This window comes from Methylobacterium sp. B1 (assembly GCF_000333255.1).
Taxonomy (GTDB): domain Bacteria; phylum Pseudomonadota; class Alphaproteobacteria; order Rhizobiales; family Beijerinckiaceae; genus Methylobacterium; species Methylobacterium fujisawaense.
The window spans coordinates 1-16,839 of record NZ_BACT01000410.1; the positions used below are offsets into that span (position 1 = coordinate 1).

The window sequence follows — 16,839 nt, forward strand, 5'->3', positions numbered from 1 at the left end:
GGATTACCTCAAGACCCGCGCCCCGTTCTGGAAGCGCGAGCACCTCGCCGACGGCACCACCGGCGGTTGGGTCGAGGCGACGGCTCAGGATGACGCCGCGGCCGGGCGCTGGCGCTGAGGGTCGAGTCCCGGGCTGCGCCGCGCGACACGATCCGCGTCCCGAAGAGGACGAGGCGGCTGGATTGATCGCCGGTATCGATGTCCGGCCCGGGCCGAGGGCGCGGATCCGACTGGCGCCGCCAGTGCTCCTGCGGGGGCGCCCGATGGGCCGAAGCCTGCGGTCCGGCGGCGCGCGCGGACAACCGGCGGACGGGCATCCCCGCCCCGCAGCCGCCCGCAAAGGCCGGAGAGAGCCGGCAGTTCAGGACATCGCCGTCCCGAACGCTCGCCGCCATCGCGCAGACGCCTGCGTGTCCCCCCTGTCATCCCGGTCCCGCCTTCGGTGCCCGGACTGACGGGAAGGCCGATCGGGGCATCCGTCGCAGTCGGAGAGTCGAACAAGCCGGGGACGTCGCCGGCAAACCCGGACCATCGGTTCGGGGTCGCTTCACCCTGAGAACCCGCGGTCTCGCCCTTGACCCCTGAGGGCCCAGGGCGTTCGTGAACCCGCGGTGCAGGAGTGATGATGTCGGACAGCAAGCTACAGGACTTGGACGGCCCGGTCGGGCCCTGGCGCGGAACGGCGCCGCTCGCAGCCTCCGGGATCGCCGTGGTGTGCTTCGTGGCGGCGCTGGCGCTGGCCTGGATGTCCGCCGGCACGCTCCTGCTGATCTTCGCCGGCGTGCTCCTCGGCGTGTTCCTCGACCGCCTGACCCGCGGGCTCGGCCGCGTCCTGCCCCTGCCGCGGGCCCTGCGATTGTCCGTCTTCAGCCTCGTGGTGGCGATCGCGGTGGTCGGCTTCGCGAGCTACGGCGGCGCCACCATCGTCCAGCAGGGCCGCGAACTCGGCACCACGATCAAGGATCAGGCGGCCACGGTGTCGGGCTGGCTCTCGGAGCGCGGCATCGACGTGCCGAGCCTCGCCCCGCAGGGCAGCGGCAAGGACGGCTCGACGGATTCGGGCCAGAAGGAGGGCGGCCTCGCCGGCCTCGCCTCCGGCCTGATGAAGGGCAGCGGCTCCTTCGTGTCGGATGCCGGCAGCGTCCTCGGACCGGCCGCGGCGGTGGTCCTGGGCCTGTTCGATGCCCTCGGCAACGTCCTCGTGATCGCCTTTCTGGGCCTCGCCTTCGCGGCCGACCCGAAGGCCTACCGGGACGGGGTCGTCCGGTTCGTGCCTCCGGCGAAGCGCTGGCGCGCCAGCCAGGTCCTCGACGGGGCCGGCGAGACCCTGCGCCACTGGCTGTTCGGCCAGCTGATCATCATGGCGGTGATCTTCCTGTGCACCTGGGCCGGCCTCGCCTTCCTGGGGATCGGCGGTGCGCTGATCCTGGGGCTCCAGGCGGGCGTGCTCGCCTTCGTGCCGACGGTCGGGCCGCTGGTCGCGGGCCTCGTCATCATCCTCGCCGCGCTCGCCTCGGGCACGAAGGCGGTGATCGGCGCGATCGGCGTGTATCTGGCGGTCCAGTGCCTGGAGAGCTACGGTCTGACGCCGTTCATCCAGAAGCGGGCGCTGGACATCCCCCCGGCCACGATCTTCGCCGGCCAGCTGATCCTCGGCGTGATCTTCGGGCTGTGGGGCATCGCCCTCGCCCTGCCCTTGATGGCGGTCATCAAGGTCCTGCTGGAGCAGCTCTACGTGGAGGATACGCTCCACGAGCAGCCGAGCAATTGAGCGGAGGGACTTGCTCCAGGGCGGCCGGCGATCGGATCGCCGCCGCAGAGGGCCTGCCGGCCGAGCTTCCGCGTCGGGGAGCCGGCCCGATCCCCGAGCCTTCCCCGGGAGGGGCCGCCGCACCGCGCATGCCGGGCCTGACCGAAGGACGGCGCGGTTCGAGGGCTTGCCGCCCGCGCGAGGTCGGGGGCGACGGCGCGCCGGTCTCCAGGGGCGGCATCGACGGCCTGCCCGGCGTCCCGAAGGAGAGCGCCGATCAGGCTCCGGCCGCCGCGGTGTCCTCCGGCGATGTCCGACTGTCGGCGGCGCGAAGGCCGACACCGCGGGTGATCCGAAGGCCGCGACGATGCCGGCCGACACATGCGCCGAGCCGAAACCCGCCAAGACGAACCCGCCAAGACGAACCCGCCAAGCCGAAACCCGCCGAGCCGAAACCCGTCAGGTGCGGCGCCGATAAGCGCGCCCCGAGGAAGAGCGTCGCCGGTTCATCGACGCCGCGCGCGGCAGGGGCAAGTGAGGACGAAGCCGAGTCCGCTTCCGTGCCGAAGCGGAGCGCGACCTCCGGGTCCTTGAGGGAGCCGGCCTATTGGTCCGTGACGGAGAAGCTGGCCCGCGCGACCATGACCAGTCTGCCCGCCTCGTCATAGGCGTGAGCGGAATACTCATTGACCCCGGTCAGGTCGCCTTCGTCGCGCAGGAGTTCCGTCAGGACTCTGCGCAAGAGCTCGCGGAGCGCGCCGTGGCTCGGGAGCTCGACGCCCTCCTCGTCCATGACCGTGACGTGGTTGGTCGTGCTGATGAAGTAGCGTGCCAAAAGACGCTCCACCATTTGGGCGGGAGCGCGCGTCTTCCGGCCGCTAGCGCCCGGAGAACGTTGCCAGCGATGAGCCGTGTCTAGTGTCGCGTCGGTGAGCTCACAATCACAAATGTACGCTAGGAAACACAACGCGACATTTTGCGCGGCCGTCATCATGGCGGCCAGTGAAGGGCCTCCCTCCCGAGCGGCCGCCCGCGCTGCTTGTCCTGCGCGCCGCCGGCGAACCCGCACGCCCTGAACGCCGCTGGCGCCGGGATCGGGCGAGTCGGCGGCTCTGGATCCCGGGCGCTGCGCGGCCCCGGAACGGCGGACGGGATGGGCACCCGGCGGCGTCGCCCGAGAGCGTGCCGGTGCGGGTCGCCCTGACGGCCGGTCAGCCGCGCAGCGCGGTCTCGATCATCCGGGCCACCGCCAGGGTCCGGCCGTCGTCGCCGAAGCGGCCGATCACCTGGACGCCCACCGGCAGGCTCTGGCCGGGCACCGGCACGTTCACGCAGGGCACGCCCATCAGCGTCCACAGCTGGTTGAAGCGCGGGTCGCCCGTCGAATCCAGGGTCGCGGGTGCGGATCCCGGCGCCGAGAAGGTCAGGATCGCGTCGTAATCGGCGAAGAGGCCCTTCAGCACCCGCCGGGCGTGATGGCCGTGGCGGCGGGCATCGTCGTACTGGGCCGGCTCGATCGCCGCGCCAGCGTCGAGATGCTCGCGGACGCGGGGCGGGAGCGCGTCGGCCTGCGTGTCGTACTCCCAGGCGAGCGCCAGCCGCCCCTCGTAGTTCTGGATGATGCGGTGGCGCTCCCAGGCCTGCGCCAGCTCCGGCGGCAGGGCGAGGTCGCTCACCCGCGCCCCGGCCCGCTCGGCCGCCTGCCGGGCGCGCATCAATGCGGCTTCGGCCTCCGGTTCCGGGGCCTCGGCGAAGTCCTGCCGCACCACGGCGATGCGGGGGGCCGAGCCCGAATCCGCGCCGTCGATCTCCGGGCGTCCGGTGACCAGGGCGAGGGCATGGGCGACGTCCGCGACCCCGGCGGCGAACAGCCCGACCGTGTCGAGGGCCCAGGAATAGGTCTTCACGCCGACCGTGGGGATCAGCCGGAACGACGGCTTCACCGCCGCGCAGCCGCAATAGCTCGCGGGCCGGATCACCGACCCCGCCGTCTGCGTGCCGAGGGCCAGGGGCAGCATCCCGGCGCCCACGGCGGCGGCCGAGCCCGCCGATGAGCCGCCCGGCGTGTGGCCGGGATCGTGCGGGTTGACCGTCTCGGTCGGGTCGCTGCTGGCGAAGGCCGTGGTGGTGGTCTTGGCGAGGGCGACGGCGCCGAGCTGCTTCAGCCGGCTCACCACGGCGGCGTCACCCCGGGGCGTCCAGCCCGCGTAGATCGACGAGCCCATCTGGCTCGGCAGGCCGGCGCTGTCGATGATGTCCTTCACGCCCACCGCGATGCCGGCGAGCGGCCCGGTCTCCGGGATCGCCGGCGCCGGGTCGAGGGTGACCAGCGCGTGCAGGTCCGGCTCCCGCGCGGCGATCGCGGCGCGGCACAGATCGATCGCCCCCGCGGGGGTCAGGGTGCCGGCGGCGATGCGGGCGCGGAGGTCGAGAAGTGAAAGCATAATGCATTCAGTCTGCGGTCCGCGGCGCTGTCAACCGAGACGCCACAGGTCGCGTCATTCCCGAAACGCCGTTGACGAACGCTTTACGCGACCGTGCGCATCGTCCGGGTCATGTGGCGTGGCGTATCCCTGTTCTCGGCTCTGGCGCTGTTCGGCGCGGGCCTCACCGCGTGCTCGATCAATCATTTCGAGCGGCGCGAACCGTGGCGCGATCAGGCGGAGCAGGTCTGCCTGGCCAAGAAGCTCGTCGAGCCCTCGGAGTTCGTCACGCCGATCGCGGCCATGGACGGCCCCGGGCCGTGCGGCATGCAGCAGCCCTTCCGGGTGACGCGGCTCGGCGGCGGCTCCGTCCTGCTGAAGCAGCGGATGACCCTGGGCTGCCCGGCGCTGGTCGAGGCCGAGGCGTGGCTCGCCGACACGATCCAGCCGGCCGCCAACCTCTATTTCGGCGTGCCGGTCGCCGAGATCAACGCGGGTTCCTATTCCTGCCGCGGCCGCAACAACCAGCCCGGCGCCAAGCTCTCCGAGCACGGTTTCGGCAACGCCATCGACGTCATGTCGATCAAGCTCGCCGACGGCCACGTGATCACCGTGAAGGGCGGCTGGCGCGGCACGGAGGCCGAGCAGGGCTTCCTGCGCGAGATCTTCCTCGGCGCCTGCCAGCGCTTCACCACGGTGCTGGCCCCCGGCTCGAACGTGTTCCACTACGACCACATCCACGTCGATCTCGCCCGGCACGACCCGCGCGGTCTGAGGCGGATCTGCCAGCCGATGATCAAGTTCACGCCACAGCTCGGCACCGGCGTCGAGCGGCCGCTGAGCCGTCCGGTCCCGCCGCAGCGCCAGCCTGCCGCCCCGCAGGCGCCGGTGGATGTGGAGCAGGACGATCCCTACGGCGTGTCGCCGATGTCGAAGGCCGGCGGCGCGACGCAGGTCGCCAGGGCGCCGGCCCGCCCGACCGCGGCATCGGCCTACACCGCCGCGCCGCCGGTGCGGCCGGCGCCACGGATCGCCGCGGCCGCCCCCGAGGAGCCCGCGCAGGACTACGACGAGCCGCTGCAGCTCGGCGCGCCGCCGAGCACGGGGCCGATCTACTGACCGGGCGACGCCGGAACGCGGGTTGACGGGATCGGGCCGCGGGGGCCGGTCCCGCTCCGGGGGGCATCGGCCGGCGAGTGTAGCGGCCGCGCCGCACAGGCCGCCAAAGCACCGGCGCGGGGCCGCCGGAGCTTGACTGGCGGCGCGGCCGGGCCATCGTTCGCGGATGCAGGATCGCACATCCGTCGAGGCACGCGCCATGCGCCCGCTCTTTCACGGCTTCGCCCTCGGGCTGGCCCTTCTTGCCCTGGCCCAGCCGGCGCTGGCCCGCTCGGCCCGGGAGGACATCGAGCCCGCCGAGGAGCGGATCTTCCCCTTCGACGCGCAGATCCCCGGCTGCCAGGACCCGTCGGTGCTGGAGCGGGTCTCGACCAACTTCGCCGAGAAGGAGGCGAAGTTCTGGAATTCGTCGATGACGATCCTGTCCTTCGACACGATCGAGCGCACCGCCTGGCGGCCCTGGGGCCTCGACACCTATCCCCGCCGCTTCTGCACCGCGACCATCACCACGTCGGACGGCGTCCGCCGCAAGGTCGACTACTCGGTGCGCGAGAGCCTGGGGATCATCGGGGCGACCTGGGGCGTCGAGTTCTGCGTCCACGGGCTCGACCGGGACCTCGCCTACGCCTACGCCACCGCCTGCCGGATGGCGCGTCCCTGACCATGCGCAGGCTCGCCGCCGGCCTCGCGGGCCTGCTCCTCGCCGGGCCGGCCGCCGCCCAGGATTACGGCGGCTTCGCCCGTGGCGGCACGCCGGGCGCGTTCGACTTCTACGTCCTCGCCCTGTCGTGGTCGCCGACCTACTGCGCGGGGCCGGGCGCACGCCGGGACGACGTCCAGTGCGCCCCCGGTCGCGGCCTCGGCTTCGTCGTCCACGGCCTGTGGCCGCAATATGCCCGCGGCTATCCGGAGAACTGCTCGGCGGTGAACCGTGCGCCCACCCGGCAGGCCATGGAGGTGGCCGGACAAGTCTATCCGAGCGAGGGGCTCGCCCGGTACGAGTGGCGCAAGCACGGCACCTGCTCGGGCCTCGATCCCGCCGCCTATTTCGCGGCCGCTCGCACGGCGCGGCAGGCGGTGACGATCCCCGACGGCCTGACGGGCGGCTCCCCGCCGCAATCCCTCGCCCCCATCGAGATCGCGCGGCAATTCGTGGCGGCCAATCGCGGCCTGCGCCCCGACATGATGGCGGTCACCTGCACCCGCGGGCAGCTCCAGGAGGTCCGGATCTGCTTCGGCAAGGACCTGCGCGGCTTCGCCCCCTGCCCCGAGGTCGCCCGCGGCAATTGCCGGGCGCCCGAGGTGCGTCTCGACGCCGCCCGCTAGGTTTTTTCGGCGTTTTGCGCGCCGGGTGCTGGACCTGGGGCGCCGGATCGGCTTGAGCGCGCGGCCATGAACTATCGGCACGCCTTCCACGCCGGCAACCACGCCGACGTCCTCAAGCACCTCGTTCTGGCGCGGGTGCTCGACCACCTCCGGCTCAAGGACAAGCCGTTCCGGGCGCTGGACGCCTTCGCGGGACTCGGCGTCTACGATCTCGAGGCCGACGAGGCGGCCCGGACCGGCGAGTGGCGGGAGGGGTGGGGCCGGATGGCCGCGCCCTTCGCGCCGGATGTCGAGGCGCTGCTTGCGCCCTACCGGGCCGCGGTGGCCGCGGTGCAGGCGCGCGACGGCGCCACCGCCTATCCCGGCTCGCCCGCCCTGATCCGCGAGGCGCTGCGCCCCGGCGACAAGGGCGTGTTCGTGGAACTCCATCCGGCGGATGCCGCCACGCTGCAGGACCGCTACGCCCGCGATCCCCGCACCAAGGTGATGAGCCTCGACGGCTGGACCGCGATCAACGCCCAGATCCCGCCGCCGGAGCGGCGCGGCCTCGTGCTGATCGATCCCCCCTACGAGGTGCCCGGCGAGATCGAGCGCCTCGGCGCCCACCTCGCCCGGGCGGTGGCGAAATGGCCCACCGGGGTATTCCTGGCCTGGTATCCGATCAAGGACACCGAGGCCCTCGACCGGATGGTCCGCGACCTCGATGCCGCCCTGCCCCGCCCGGCCCTGCGGCTCGATCTCCTGATCGAGCGGCCGGGCGACCCGACGCGGCTCACCGGGAGCGGCCTGATCGTGGTCAACCCGCCGTGGCGCCTCGCCGAGGAGGCGATGCTGTTCCTGCCGGCCCTGGCCGAACGGCTGGCCCGGCATGAGTTTGGAGGATTTCGCTGCGATCCGATCGGTCCCGCGGCCTGACACGGTAGACTTGGGCCGTGCCGGGAAAGCTGTTCCGGACGCCCGCAAAGGAAAACGCCGGTCCGCCCGGACGATTGTGGCGGCAAAGTCACATTTCCGCGTCGAACGTGTTCAGCGATAGGGATCTGCCCAAAAAATATGCAACTGCTCTATGTTTGATTTTGTGTCATTCGCAGCGCGATGTCAGCTTGGCCGTAGACGAATCCGAACGAGCCCCGAACCATGCTGAAGCGATCCGCCCTGGCCGGCCTGGCCACCGTGCTGCTGTCCTCGACCAGCATCCTCGCGGCCGATCTGTCGGCCCCGGCGCCGGTTCCCGTCGCGCCCCCCGCCGAGCCGTGCAAGGCCACGCTGATCGGTCCGGCCTATAGCGGCGTGATCAAGGCCAACCCGAATCCGAGCTGCTTCTCCGCGGGTCCGCTCGGGGACCTCTACGTGGGCGGCGCCATCACCGGCTACGGCTACACGCAGTCGAACCCGTTCGCCTCGTTCTCGACCCCGGCGGCGCCCAACGACCGCGACCGGTCGGCCCGGTTCGACTTCTCGAACGTGCAGGGCATCATCCAGAAGCCCGAGGGCGCGTTCCAGTTCTACATCCAGGCCGGCGGCTACTCGATCCCGCAGCTCGGCTTCCCCACGCTCGGCACCTTCACCCAGACCGATCTCCTGTTCGGCCCGGTCCCGGTCGCCTTCGGCAAGATCCAGATCAACGATGAATGGTCGGTCCAGGGCGGCCGGATGTTCACCCTGATCGGCACCGAGCTGCTGTTCACCTACCAGAACCTGAACATCAACCGCGGCCTCCTGTTCGTGCAGGAGAACTTCATCAACCAGGGCGTGCAGGTCAATTACAGCAGCGGCCCGCTCTCGGTGTCCCTCGCGGGCACGGACGGCTTCTTCTCCAACGAGATCACGTGGTTCACCGGCAACGTCGCCTACAAGCTCGACGACTACAACACGATCGGCGTCAACGGCGGCCTGAACGTCGGCCGGACCAACGCCCTCGACCGCAGCCCGCGCTACCAGTTCGCGACGCCGAACCTCCAGCAGAACAGCGGCATCTTCAACATCAACTACACCTACGCGAACGGCCCGTGGATCATCTCGCCGTACTTCCAGTTCACCAATGTCGAGCGGGACCTGCGCGTCGGCATCGCCAACTCGGCGTCGACCTACGGCGGCGCGCTGCTGGCGGCCTACTCGTTCACCGATAATTTCTCCCTGGCCGGCCGCGTCGAGTACACCGAGCAGACCGGCGTCCGCGGATCCGGCGGGACCAATTTGCTGGGCTTCGGTGCGGGCAGCAACGCCTTCTCGGTCACCGTCACGCCGACCTTCACCTTCGACCGGTACTTCTTCCGGGTGGAATACGCCCACGTCGAACTCGGCGGGATCACCCGTGGCAACCTCGCGGAGGGGACGCTCGGCACCGGCTTCGGCCGCACCGGCAACAAAACCTCCCAGGACCGCTACATGGTCGAGACCGGCATCACCTTCTGATCGGATGACCCGGACCGGTTCACGGAACCGGTCGCCAGCAAGCCCCCGGCCTCAGGCCCGGGGGCTTTTTGTTGTCTGCTGAAATTGAAGGTGTTCTGGCAAATCGATTGCGACATTTGTAGTAATCGACTTCGTATATCGTCGTATTGTTGTGACGATATGTGCTCGATGAGCCGAAGATCTTGCGGTCGTCTGAACGAGACTTGCGTCGTTGCTGGGCCGATCCGTATCAAGACGATGGGACTCGACCGACGGGGGCGTTTCGGATGGCTTCGATCGAGGCGCTCGCGGCGACGCTCTGGAGCCTGGCCGCACTTGGCATGACGCCGAAGGCGCTGCGCGTCGCCGTCCGCGAGACGCATCCCGACGCGTCCAGGAAGGATGTGGTGCGGGCAGCCTTCTACGCCCTGGTCGCGGTGCAGCCCCGGGACGGAGGCGGGCTGAACGAACTGCACAGCTTCGCCCTGGCGGAGCGCTCGCCGGACGACGAGGCGTCCTTCGCGCTCGGCCCGCGGCGCACGAAGGTGCGGCGGCGTGGAGCCTGAGACCTGAGACCAGCGGTCGGGGTCCGCCCGCCGGCCATGGGGCTCAATCCCGTCTGAGCAGGCGGCGGCCCGGGCGGTGCCCCTCCTCGCCGGTGTCGCGAAAACCCAGCTTCTGCAGCAGGCCCCAGGACGCGACGTTGGCCGGGCGGCATTCCGCCACCACGAGGCGCGCCGGGAAGCGCGCGCCGAGAAGGCCGAGGATCGCCGATACGGCCTCGTAGGCGAAGCCGCGCCCGCGGGCGGCGCCCCCGATCCAGTATCCGATCTCGATCGTGCCGGTGCCGCGCAGATGCGTCCCGACCACCCCCACCAGGTCGCGTCCCGCCGGATCGGGGGCGACACCGGGATCGGCGCCGCCGCGGGTCCAGGCCCCGAGGAAGCAGTCCCGGCCCCGCCGGCCGCTGCGAATCAGATCCTCGGCATCCTGGAGCGTGAAGGGGGTCGGCAGGAAGTCCACCGCGGCGGTGATCGCCGGATCGTCGGTGAGCCGGCGCAGGGCCGCTGCGTCCGCGGGCTGAAGGACAGCGACCGAGAGGCGCGCGGTCTCGATCGCCGGCAGATCGGCCAAGCTGTCGCGCGCGCCGCGGATGGTAAATATGTCCACGATGTGGGGAGCCGTCCAGGTAGGAAAAGGGACGGTCTCGCCCCTGGGTTTCATCCCCGGCACGGCGCGAAACCCTGCGCGAAACCCTGCGCGCTCCTTCGCTTCTGGGTCGCAGGTATGCGGAACGGGAACGGTTGCTTAACCTGAATCCGTCTTCATTGGGGCATCAGGTTGCGTCAGGCAAACGGGTGTGTCGATGCGGGTGCGCGGTACGGGTCAGATGTTGCGGACGCTGTCGCGCGTCGCGCTCATCGGCATGATCGGCGGGGCGGCCGCCGCCTGTTCCTCGGACGCATCGCGGCTGGGCAACCCATTCTCGAATCCGTTCGACTCGGAGCCTTCGGCCACCGGCAGCCTGCCGGACGGATCCCTGAAGTCGGTGCCGCCGGTCCGGACCGGCCGCATCCAATCGGAGGCGCTGAGCGCGCCCGGCGCCGCGCGTCCGGCCGCCGCCGCGAGTCCGGCCCAGACCCCTGCTGCCGCCCCCGCGACCCGAGTCGCCTCCACCGGCGGCGTCGGCTGGAGCGCCGAGGGCGGCACGCAGATCACCGTCTCGCGCAACGACAGCCTGAACCAGATGTCCACCCGCTTCGGCGTGCCCGCTTCGGCGATCCTGGCCGCCAACGGCCTGAGCAACGCGAGCCAGATCACGCCCGGTCGTCAGATCGTGATCCCGGTCTACAACGCCTCCGGGCTGAACCCCGCCGCGGCCCCGATGTCCGCCCGGCCCGCCCGGGCTGCCGAGGAGAAGCGCGAGGACGCCAAGCAGGTCGAGAACAAGATCGCCGCGAAGCGCGAGGAGGCCAAGGAGGCCGCCCAGAAGCTCGCCGAGGCGAAGGCCGCCAAGGAGGCGGCGCAGAAGGCCGCCGCCGCCGAGAAGGAGGCGGAGCGCAAGGAGGCGCTCGCCCGCGACGCCGCCGCCCGCAAGGTCGCCGACGCCAAGACCCGCAAGGACGCCACCGCGAAGGACGGCGAGAAGCCGAAGCACGTGCGTCCCGGACAGGTCGCCAAGGCCGAGGAGAAGAAGGCCGACGACAAGAAGGCGGATCCGAAGCTCGAGGCGAAGGCGAAGGCCGAAGCCAAGGCCCAGGAAGCCCGCGCCGAGGCGAAGGCCGCCGCGAAGGCGGAGGCCGCCCAGAAGCTCGCCGAGGCGAAGGCCGCCAAGGAAGCCTCCAAGGAGGCGGCCAAGCAGGCCACCAAGGAGGCCGCCAAGGAGGCGGCGCAGAAGCCCGCCGCCGCCGAGAAGGTCGCCGCCAAGGAGACGCCGAAGCCGGTGGCCGCCGCGGCTCCTGCCCAGGCCAAGTCCGAGCCCGCCGCCACCGGCTCCGTGGCCGAGGCGACGGAGAACTTCCGCTGGCCCGCCAAGGGCCGGGTGATCTCCGGCTATGGCAGCTCCGGCAACGAGGGCATCAACATCGCCGTCCCGGAGGGCACCCCCGTCAAGGCCGCCGAAGAGGGCACGGTCGCCTATGCCGGCTCCGACGTGAAGGGCTACGGCAAGCTGGTCCTCGTGCGTCACGCCAACGGCTACGTCTCGGCCTACGCCCATAACGGCGAGATCGACGTGAAGCCCGGCGAGAAGGTCAAGCGCGGTCAGACCATCGCGAAGTCCGGCGCGTCGGGCAACGTGACCTCGCCGCAGCTCCATTTCGAGATCCGCAAGGGCGGCGCGCCCGTGGATCCCATGTCCCAGCTCGCCAGCAACTGAGCCGACCGGCAAGACGGCGGCACGCGGCGGCGGTCCCGGACGGGGCCGCCGTTTCGCGTTGCGGACCGACGGTCAGGCCGCGCCGGCCCTCCCCTCGCCCGCGCCGTGGCCGCCTAGGCCTTGGGCACCTGCAGGGTCCCGTCGGGGCTGTGGTGGTCCACGGTCTCGGGAAGGGCCTGCGCGAGGGTCGGGAACAGCTGGTCCATCGGGATTCCGAGCTTTCCCGCCATCTGGCGCACCTGATCGTTGTCGAGGACCTTGCGCAGGTCGTCGGCGGTGATCGGCTCGTTGGGCCCGCGGCCGAGCCAGGAATTGACCTGGCTCTCGTAGCCGGATCGCCGGAGCTGATCGAGCAGGGCGTTGAGCCCGCCGGGCAGGACCTGCTGGATCACGCCCGGCAACGCCTTGAGGGCGATCTGCCCCAGCGAGCCGCCGAGGGAATTGAGCAGACTCATGTGGGCCTCGCGTCGAAGGATCGGTCGACGGGAGTCTAGGGCGTCGTCCGGAAAGCGGGAGAGGCCGGTGGCTGCCCCCGGCCCGCGTGAACCGCAATTTAGTCGACAGGACCCGGACTTTGGCCCGGTATGCCGGCCCGGACACGGTTCCACGGTCGACGCGAATGAGAGTCCTGGCACCGTCTTTCGTGCTCGTGGTCGCGGCCGGTGCGGCGGTGGCGCTGCCCGCCGCGGAGACGGCGCGGTCGTCGGAGGCGCGCCCCCTCGCCGATGCCGTCTTCGTTCGGCCGCTCTACGGCGCGTACCGGCATTGCGGCGGATCCTGCCTGAAGAGCGGCGCGCTCTCGTGGTTCTGCTTCGCGAAGCAGAGCTGCCATCTGAGCTGCGCGACCGCCCCGCCTCTGATGAAATGCGCGGCCCCATGAGGCCCCGATGATCAGCGGACCTGCGTGCTGAAATTCGGCTGGGGCTTCAGGCTCCCGTTCTCGCTCTGATCCGCGACGGCGGCGGGCAGGAACTCCGCGAGCACGGTGGGAACGCGCGCGGCCGGCACGCCGAGATCGTAGGCAAGGCGCTCGGTCACCGCCTCCGGCAGGCAGGCCGCCAGCGCGGAGGCCGGAACCGCCTGCCGCGTGCCCGGCGAGAGCCACGAATCGACGGCCGCGCCGTGTCCGGTCTCCCTCAGGCGGTCGAGGAAGGCCGCGAGGCCGCCGGGATAGAATTTCGCGAGCGCCAAGGCGAGCTTGCCGCTGCCGGTCTCCTCAAAGGCCCGGTCGGCCGCCGCGACCACGTCGCCGATCAGGTTCTTCGCACCGTCGAGCAGTCCCATCGTTCTCCACCGTCGCGCTTCTTCGTCGCAGGAGAAGTCGGGCGCGACGCGGCGGCGGCAAGCGCGTGCGGCAATTGCGCGGCGAACCCGCTAGGATCGCCCCGTGGCGAGGGGGAGTCGTTCATGGAACGCGTGCGGGCCGGCGTGCTGGACATCGCCTATCGGGAATTCGGTCCGCCGGACGGGCCGCCCGCCGTGCTGCTCCACGGCTTCCCCTACGATATCCAGGCCTGCGAGGCGGCGGCCCTGCGTCTCGCCGCCGACGGGGTGCGCTGCCTCGTCCCGTACCTGCGCGGCTACGGGCCGACCCGGTTCCTGGACCCCGCCACGCCGCGCTCGGGCGAGCAGGCGGCCCTCGGGGCCGACCTGCTCGCCTTCCTCGACGCCCTCGGCATCGGGCGCGCCGTGCTCGCCGGCTACGATTGGGGCGGCCGGGCCGCCTGCGTGGTGGCGGCGCTCTGGCCGGACCGGGCCCGGGGCCTCGTGAGCTGCGGCGTCGGCTACAACATCCAGAACATCCCGGCCGCCGGGCGGCCGGTCGCGCCGGAGACCGAGCACCGTCTCTGGTACCAGTACTACCTCCACGGCGAGCGCGGCCGCGCCGGCCTCGCCGAGAACCGGGACGCCTTCTGCCGCCTGCTCTGGCGGCTCTGGTCGCCGACCTGGGCGTTCGACGCGGAGACCTTCGCGCAGACCGCCCGCGCCTTCGACAATCCCGACTTCGTCGACGTGGTGGTGCATTCCTACCGCCACCGTTTCGGGCTCGTGCCGAGCGATCCGGCGCTGGTGGAGATCGAGGCGCGGCTCGCCGCCCAGCCGGCGATCGCCGTGCCGACGATCGTGCTGCTCGGGGCCGATGACGGCGTCGGGCCGCCGCCCGCCACCGACACGGACGCCCGCCACTTCACGGGACCGTACCGGCGTGAGATCGTCGCGGGGGTCGGGCACAACTTTCCCCAGGAGGCGCCGGACGCCTTCGCGGCGGCGATCCGCGCCCTGCTGTGAGCGCGCCGCATCGGCCTGTCGCTTCGACGTTGCTTTCGGGTAGCCCCTGGCTATAGTCCGCGCGCTTTTCGACAGGTCTGCGGGCGCCTCATCCGGCGGCAGACCTGCACGCCATTCGCAGGAGACGCTCGTTGATCACCCCCGCCTTCGCGCAAGGGGCCGGTGCGGCCGCTGGCGGAGCGGAGATCGCCTTTCAGGTGGTCCCGTTCGTTCTGATCTTCGTGATCATGTACTTCCTGATCCTGCGGCCGCAGCAGAAGCGGGTCAAGGACCACCAGGCGCTGCTGAAGTCCGTGCGCCGGGACGATACGGTCGTCACCAACGGCGGCCTCGTCGGACGCGTGACCAAGGCGTCGGACGACCAGCCCGAGATCGAGGTCGAGATCGCCCCGAACGTGCGCGTTCGGGTGGTCCGGTCGATGATCTCCGAGGTCCGCGCCAAGGGCACGGTGAAAGCCGCCTGAGTTCCCGGTTGAACCGGCCGGCGTCGTGCGCCGGCCCAAAAGAGAAAAAGACGGCCGATGCTGCGCTTCTCCCGTGCGAAGATCATCGCGACACTAGGCTTGATCCTGGTGGGGCTGATGCTCGCCGTGCCGAGCTTCTTCTCGCCCGAGCAGCGCAAGGGCTTCGTCGCCAGCCTGCCCACGTGGTTCCCGAGCTGGATCGTGCCGACCCGCGCCATCGTGCTCGGCCTCGACCTGCAGGGCGGCTCGCAGCTCCTGCTTGAGGTCGACCAGAACGAGCTGGTCGCCTCCCAGGCCAAGGCCCTGCGCGACGACGTGCGCCGCGTGCTCCAGCAGGAGAATGTCCGCGCCGACGGCGGCATCGGCCTCCTGCCGCGCGGCGTCCAGGTGAAGATCGACGACGCCGCCGCCCGGGCCAAGGTCCTGCCGAAGCTTCAGGAACTGTCGCAGCCGATCACCACCTCGATAGGCCAGACGGCGGCCCGCACCCTCGACATCTCCGAGCAGCCGGGCGGCGTGATCCGCCTCATGTTGACCGATGCCGGCATCACCGACCGGACCCGCCGGGCCGTGAGCCAGGGCATCGAGGTCATCCGGCGCCGCCTCGACTCCACCGGCACCACCGAGCCGTCGATCCAGCAGCAGGGCGCCGACCGCATTCTGATCCAGGTGCCGGGCGAGCAGAATCCCGAGCGGCTGGAAAAGCTCCTCGGCTCGACCGCCAAGCTCGAGTTCCGCATGCTCGCCGACAGCCCCTCGGGCGACGTCGACATGCTGCCCTCCAAGGACGAGAAGGGCGCCAAGGTCCCGGTGGAGCGCCGGGTCATGGCCGATGGCGGCGAGCTGACCGACGCGCAGCCCGCCTTCGACCAGCAGTCCCACGAGCCGATGGTGAGCTTCAAGTTCAACCTGCGCGGCGCGCAGCGGTTCGGGCAGGCGACCTCGGAGAATATCGGCCGGCGCATGGCGATTGTGCTCGACAACGAGGTCGTCTCCGCCCCCGTGATCCGCTCGGCGATCACCGGCGGTTCGGGCCAGATCACCGGCAACTTTACCGTCCAGCAGGCCAACGACCTGGCGGTCCTGCTCCGGGCCGGCGCGCTGCCGGCCAAGTTCACCGTGGTCGAGCGCCGCGTCGTCGGCCCGGGCCTCGGCCGCGACTCCATCGAGGCCGGCAAGCTCGCGACCCTGGTGGCGGCGGGCCTCGTGGTGGCCTTCATGTTCGCGACCTACGGGACGTTCGGCTTCATCGCCAACATCGCGCTGATCGTCCACGTCGGGCTGATCCTGGGCCTGATGTCGGTGCTGGAGGCCACCATGACGCTGCCGGGCATCGCCGGCATCGTGCTCACCATCGGCACCGCGGTGGATTCGAACGTCCTGATCTACGAGCGCATGCGCGAGGAGAGCCATGCCGGCCGCTCGCTGATCTCGGCGCTGCAGGCGGGCTTCGACCGGGCCTTCGCCACCATCATCGACTCGAACTCGACCATGGCGATCGCCGCCCTGATCCTGTTCTTCCTCGGCTCGGGCCCGGTGAAGGGCTTCGCCGTGGTCTTCATCCTCGGCATCCTGACGACGGTCATCACCGCGGTGACGCTGACCCGGATGATGATCGCGGTGTGGTACAAGACCTTCCGGCCGAAGACCCTGCCGTTCTGAACGAGTTCACTTTCGGGAGACGCATCACCGGCGGAAGAAGGCCGCTCCAGACCCTCACCTCATCCTGAGGTGCCCGCGTCAGCGGGCCTCGAAGGGGCCCTCCAGACGGCGCTGCGATCCCTGGAGCCCTCCTTCGAGGCCTCCGCTTCGCTCCGGCGCCTCAGGTCGAGGGTGAGGGTGGGACGAGCGGACCGGTGCTGAGATCTCCCAAACGTTAGGTCCGTTTCCATGCGCCTGCTCCGCCTCTGGCCCGATGAATCGCATTTCGACTTCATGCGATTCCGGCGCTTCACCTTCCCGCTCTCGGCGGTGCTGTCGCTCGTCACGGTGGCGCTGTTCCTGACGATCGGGCTGAACTTCGGCATCGATTTCAAGGGCGGGACCCTGGTCGAATTGCAGGCGAAATCCGGCACCGCCGACGTCGCGGCGATCCGGCACACGGCCGCGGGCTTCGGCTTCGGCGAGCCGGAGGTGCAGGAACTGGGCAACCAGGGTACCGTGCTGGTCCGCCTGCCGCTCCAGCCCGGCGAGCAG

Annotated in this window: 17 protein-coding genes and 2 pseudogenes; 14 read left to right on the top strand and 5 right to left on the bottom strand. The window is 70.9% G+C overall.

Annotated features, from left to right (window positions below):
* Positions 1 to 118: pseudogene (locus I53_RS35070) on the top strand (molybdopterin synthase catalytic subunit); the annotation flags it as partial.
* A 507-nt stretch (positions 119 to 625) separates the two neighbouring features.
* On the top strand, positions 626 to 1,771 hold the full coding sequence (locus I53_RS11880; protein WP_043350923.1) for an AI-2E family transporter: 1,146 nt from the start codon (positions 626 to 628) through the stop codon (positions 1,769 to 1,771).
* A gap of 583 nt (positions 1,772 to 2,354) precedes the next feature.
* Here I53_RS11880 and I53_RS11885 read toward each other — a convergent pair.
* On the bottom strand, positions 2,355 to 2,585 hold the full coding sequence (locus I53_RS11885; RefSeq protein ID WP_043350926.1) for a hypothetical protein: 231 nt from the start codon (positions 2,583 to 2,585) through the stop codon (positions 2,355 to 2,357).
* Positions 2,586 to 2,961: 376 nt separating this feature from the next.
* Positions 2,962 to 4,194: an amidase gene (locus tag I53_RS11890; RefSeq protein ID WP_043350895.1), complete on the bottom strand. Its 1,233-nt coding sequence runs from the start codon at positions 4,192 to 4,194 to the stop codon at positions 2,962 to 2,964.
* A 111-nt stretch (positions 4,195 to 4,305) separates the two neighbouring features.
* Here I53_RS11890 and I53_RS11895 point away from each other — a divergent pair, with 111 nt between their 5' ends.
* The 6 genes from I53_RS11895 (at position 4,306) to I53_RS11920 (ending at position 9,578) form a co-directional block, all read left to right on the top strand.
* The gene (locus tag I53_RS11895) at positions 4,306 to 5,292 is read left to right on the top strand and encodes an extensin family protein (RefSeq protein WP_043350897.1); all 987 of its coding nucleotides are present in this window, start codon (positions 4,306 to 4,308) and stop codon (positions 5,290 to 5,292) included.
* A gap of 199 nt (positions 5,293 to 5,491) precedes the next feature.
* The gene (locus I53_RS11900) at positions 5,492 to 5,953 is read left to right on the top strand and encodes a hypothetical protein (RefSeq protein WP_043350928.1); all 462 of its coding nucleotides are present in this window, start codon (positions 5,492 to 5,494) and stop codon (positions 5,951 to 5,953) included.
* 2 nt (positions 5,954 to 5,955) lie between these two features.
* Positions 5,956 to 6,618, top strand: coding sequence for a ribonuclease T2 (locus tag I53_RS11905; RefSeq protein WP_043350900.1), 663 nt, complete (start codon positions 5,956 to 5,958; stop codon positions 6,616 to 6,618).
* Positions 6,619 to 6,684: 66 nt separating this feature from the next.
* Positions 6,685 to 7,533: a 23S rRNA (adenine(2030)-N(6))-methyltransferase RlmJ gene (locus tag I53_RS11910; protein WP_043350901.1), complete on the top strand. Its 849-nt coding sequence runs from the start codon at positions 6,685 to 6,687 to the stop codon at positions 7,531 to 7,533.
* Positions 7,534 to 7,755: 222 nt separating this feature from the next.
* On the top strand, positions 7,756 to 9,033 hold the full coding sequence (locus I53_RS11915) for a porin (RefSeq protein WP_043350904.1): 1,278 nt from the start codon (positions 7,756 to 7,758) through the stop codon (positions 9,031 to 9,033).
* Positions 9,034 to 9,299: 266 nt separating this feature from the next.
* Complete coding sequence (locus I53_RS11920; RefSeq protein WP_043350907.1) at positions 9,300 to 9,578, top strand: hypothetical protein; 279 nt, start codon at positions 9,300 to 9,302, stop codon at positions 9,576 to 9,578.
* 43 nt (positions 9,579 to 9,621) lie between these two features.
* Here I53_RS11920 and I53_RS11925 read toward each other — a convergent pair whose 3' ends face one another.
* On the bottom strand, positions 9,622 to 10,176 hold the full coding sequence (locus tag I53_RS11925; RefSeq protein WP_043350931.1) for a GNAT family N-acetyltransferase: 555 nt from the start codon (positions 10,174 to 10,176) through the stop codon (positions 9,622 to 9,624).
* A gap of 202 nt (positions 10,177 to 10,378) precedes the next feature.
* On the opposite strand from I53_RS11925, the gene I53_RS11930 reads away from it, so the two are divergent.
* Complete coding sequence (locus I53_RS11930) at positions 10,379 to 11,890, top strand: peptidoglycan DD-metalloendopeptidase family protein (RefSeq protein WP_043350933.1); 1,512 nt, start codon at positions 10,379 to 10,381, stop codon at positions 11,888 to 11,890.
* Positions 11,891 to 12,003: 113 nt separating this feature from the next.
* On the opposite strand, the gene I53_RS11935 is transcribed toward I53_RS11930, so the two are convergent.
* A complete protein-coding gene (locus I53_RS11935; protein WP_043350910.1) occupies positions 12,004 to 12,345 on the bottom strand; it encodes a YidB family protein in 342 nt (113 codons plus the stop codon).
* Between the two features lie 164 nt (positions 12,346 to 12,509).
* Between I53_RS11935 and I53_RS11940 the strand changes: the two genes are divergently transcribed.
* Positions 12,510 to 12,770: a hypothetical protein gene (locus I53_RS11940; RefSeq protein WP_043350912.1), complete on the top strand. Its 261-nt coding sequence runs from the start codon at positions 12,510 to 12,512 to the stop codon at positions 12,768 to 12,770.
* An 11-nt stretch (positions 12,771 to 12,781) separates the two neighbouring features.
* Here the strand turns inward: I53_RS11940 and I53_RS11945 are convergent, their stop codons facing one another.
* Positions 12,782 to 13,174 carry a YidB family protein gene (locus I53_RS11945; protein ID WP_043350915.1) on the bottom strand — a complete coding sequence of 131 codons (393 nt, stop codon included), beginning with the start codon at positions 13,172 to 13,174 and terminating at the stop codon, positions 12,782 to 12,784.
* Positions 13,175 to 13,297: 123 nt separating this feature from the next.
* Here I53_RS11945 and I53_RS11950 point away from each other — a divergent pair, with 123 nt between their 5' ends.
* From I53_RS11950 to I53_RS11965, 4 genes and pseudogenes are all read left to right on the top strand, one after another.
* Positions 13,298 to 14,179, top strand: coding sequence for an alpha/beta fold hydrolase (locus I53_RS11950; RefSeq protein WP_043350916.1), 882 nt, complete (start codon positions 13,298 to 13,300; stop codon positions 14,177 to 14,179).
* A 131-nt stretch (positions 14,180 to 14,310) separates the two neighbouring features.
* The gene (gene yajC, locus I53_RS11955) at positions 14,311 to 14,643 is read left to right on the top strand and encodes a preprotein translocase subunit YajC (RefSeq protein ID WP_012319243.1); all 333 of its coding nucleotides are present in this window, start codon (positions 14,311 to 14,313) and stop codon (positions 14,641 to 14,643) included.
* Positions 14,644 to 14,700: 57 nt separating this feature from the next.
* Positions 14,701 to 16,305: a protein translocase subunit SecD gene (secD, locus tag I53_RS11960; protein WP_043350919.1), complete on the top strand. Its 1,605-nt coding sequence runs from the start codon at positions 14,701 to 14,703 to the stop codon at positions 16,303 to 16,305.
* Positions 16,306 to 16,533: 228 nt separating this feature from the next.
* Positions 16,534 to 16,839 (top strand): annotated as a pseudogene (locus I53_RS11965) (protein translocase subunit SecF); the annotation flags it as partial.

Coding starts and splice junctions, on each gene's coding strand:
- I53_RS11880 (WP_043350923.1), top strand. CDS start 626: ATGTCGGACAGCAAGCTACAGGACTTGGACGGCCCGGTCGGGCCCTGG.
- I53_RS11890 (WP_043350895.1), bottom strand. CDS start 4,194: ATGCTTTCACTTCTCGACCTCCGCGCCCGCATCGCCGCCGGCACCCTG.
- I53_RS11895 (WP_043350897.1), top strand. CDS start 4,306: ATGTGGCGTGGCGTATCCCTGTTCTCGGCTCTGGCGCTGTTCGGCGCG.
- I53_RS11900 (WP_043350928.1), top strand. CDS start 5,492: ATGCGCCCGCTCTTTCACGGCTTCGCCCTCGGGCTGGCCCTTCTTGCC.
- I53_RS11905 (WP_043350900.1), top strand. CDS start 5,956: ATGCGCAGGCTCGCCGCCGGCCTCGCGGGCCTGCTCCTCGCCGGGCCG.
- I53_RS11910 (WP_043350901.1), top strand. CDS start 6,685: ATGAACTATCGGCACGCCTTCCACGCCGGCAACCACGCCGACGTCCTC.
- I53_RS11915 (WP_043350904.1), top strand. CDS start 7,756: ATGCTGAAGCGATCCGCCCTGGCCGGCCTGGCCACCGTGCTGCTGTCC.
- I53_RS11920 (WP_043350907.1), top strand. CDS start 9,300: ATGGCTTCGATCGAGGCGCTCGCGGCGACGCTCTGGAGCCTGGCCGCA.
- I53_RS11930 (WP_043350933.1), top strand. CDS start 10,379: ATGCGGGTGCGCGGTACGGGTCAGATGTTGCGGACGCTGTCGCGCGTC.
- I53_RS11935 (WP_043350910.1), bottom strand. CDS start 12,345: ATGAGTCTGCTCAATTCCCTCGGCGGCTCGCTGGGGCAGATCGCCCTC.
- I53_RS11940 (WP_043350912.1), top strand. CDS start 12,510: ATGAGAGTCCTGGCACCGTCTTTCGTGCTCGTGGTCGCGGCCGGTGCG.
- I53_RS11945 (WP_043350915.1), bottom strand. CDS start 13,174: ATGGGACTGCTCGACGGTGCGAAGAACCTGATCGGCGACGTGGTCGCG.
- I53_RS11950 (WP_043350916.1), top strand. CDS start 13,298: ATGGAACGCGTGCGGGCCGGCGTGCTGGACATCGCCTATCGGGAATTC.
- secD (WP_043350919.1), top strand. CDS start 14,701: ATGCTGCGCTTCTCCCGTGCGAAGATCATCGCGACACTAGGCTTGATC.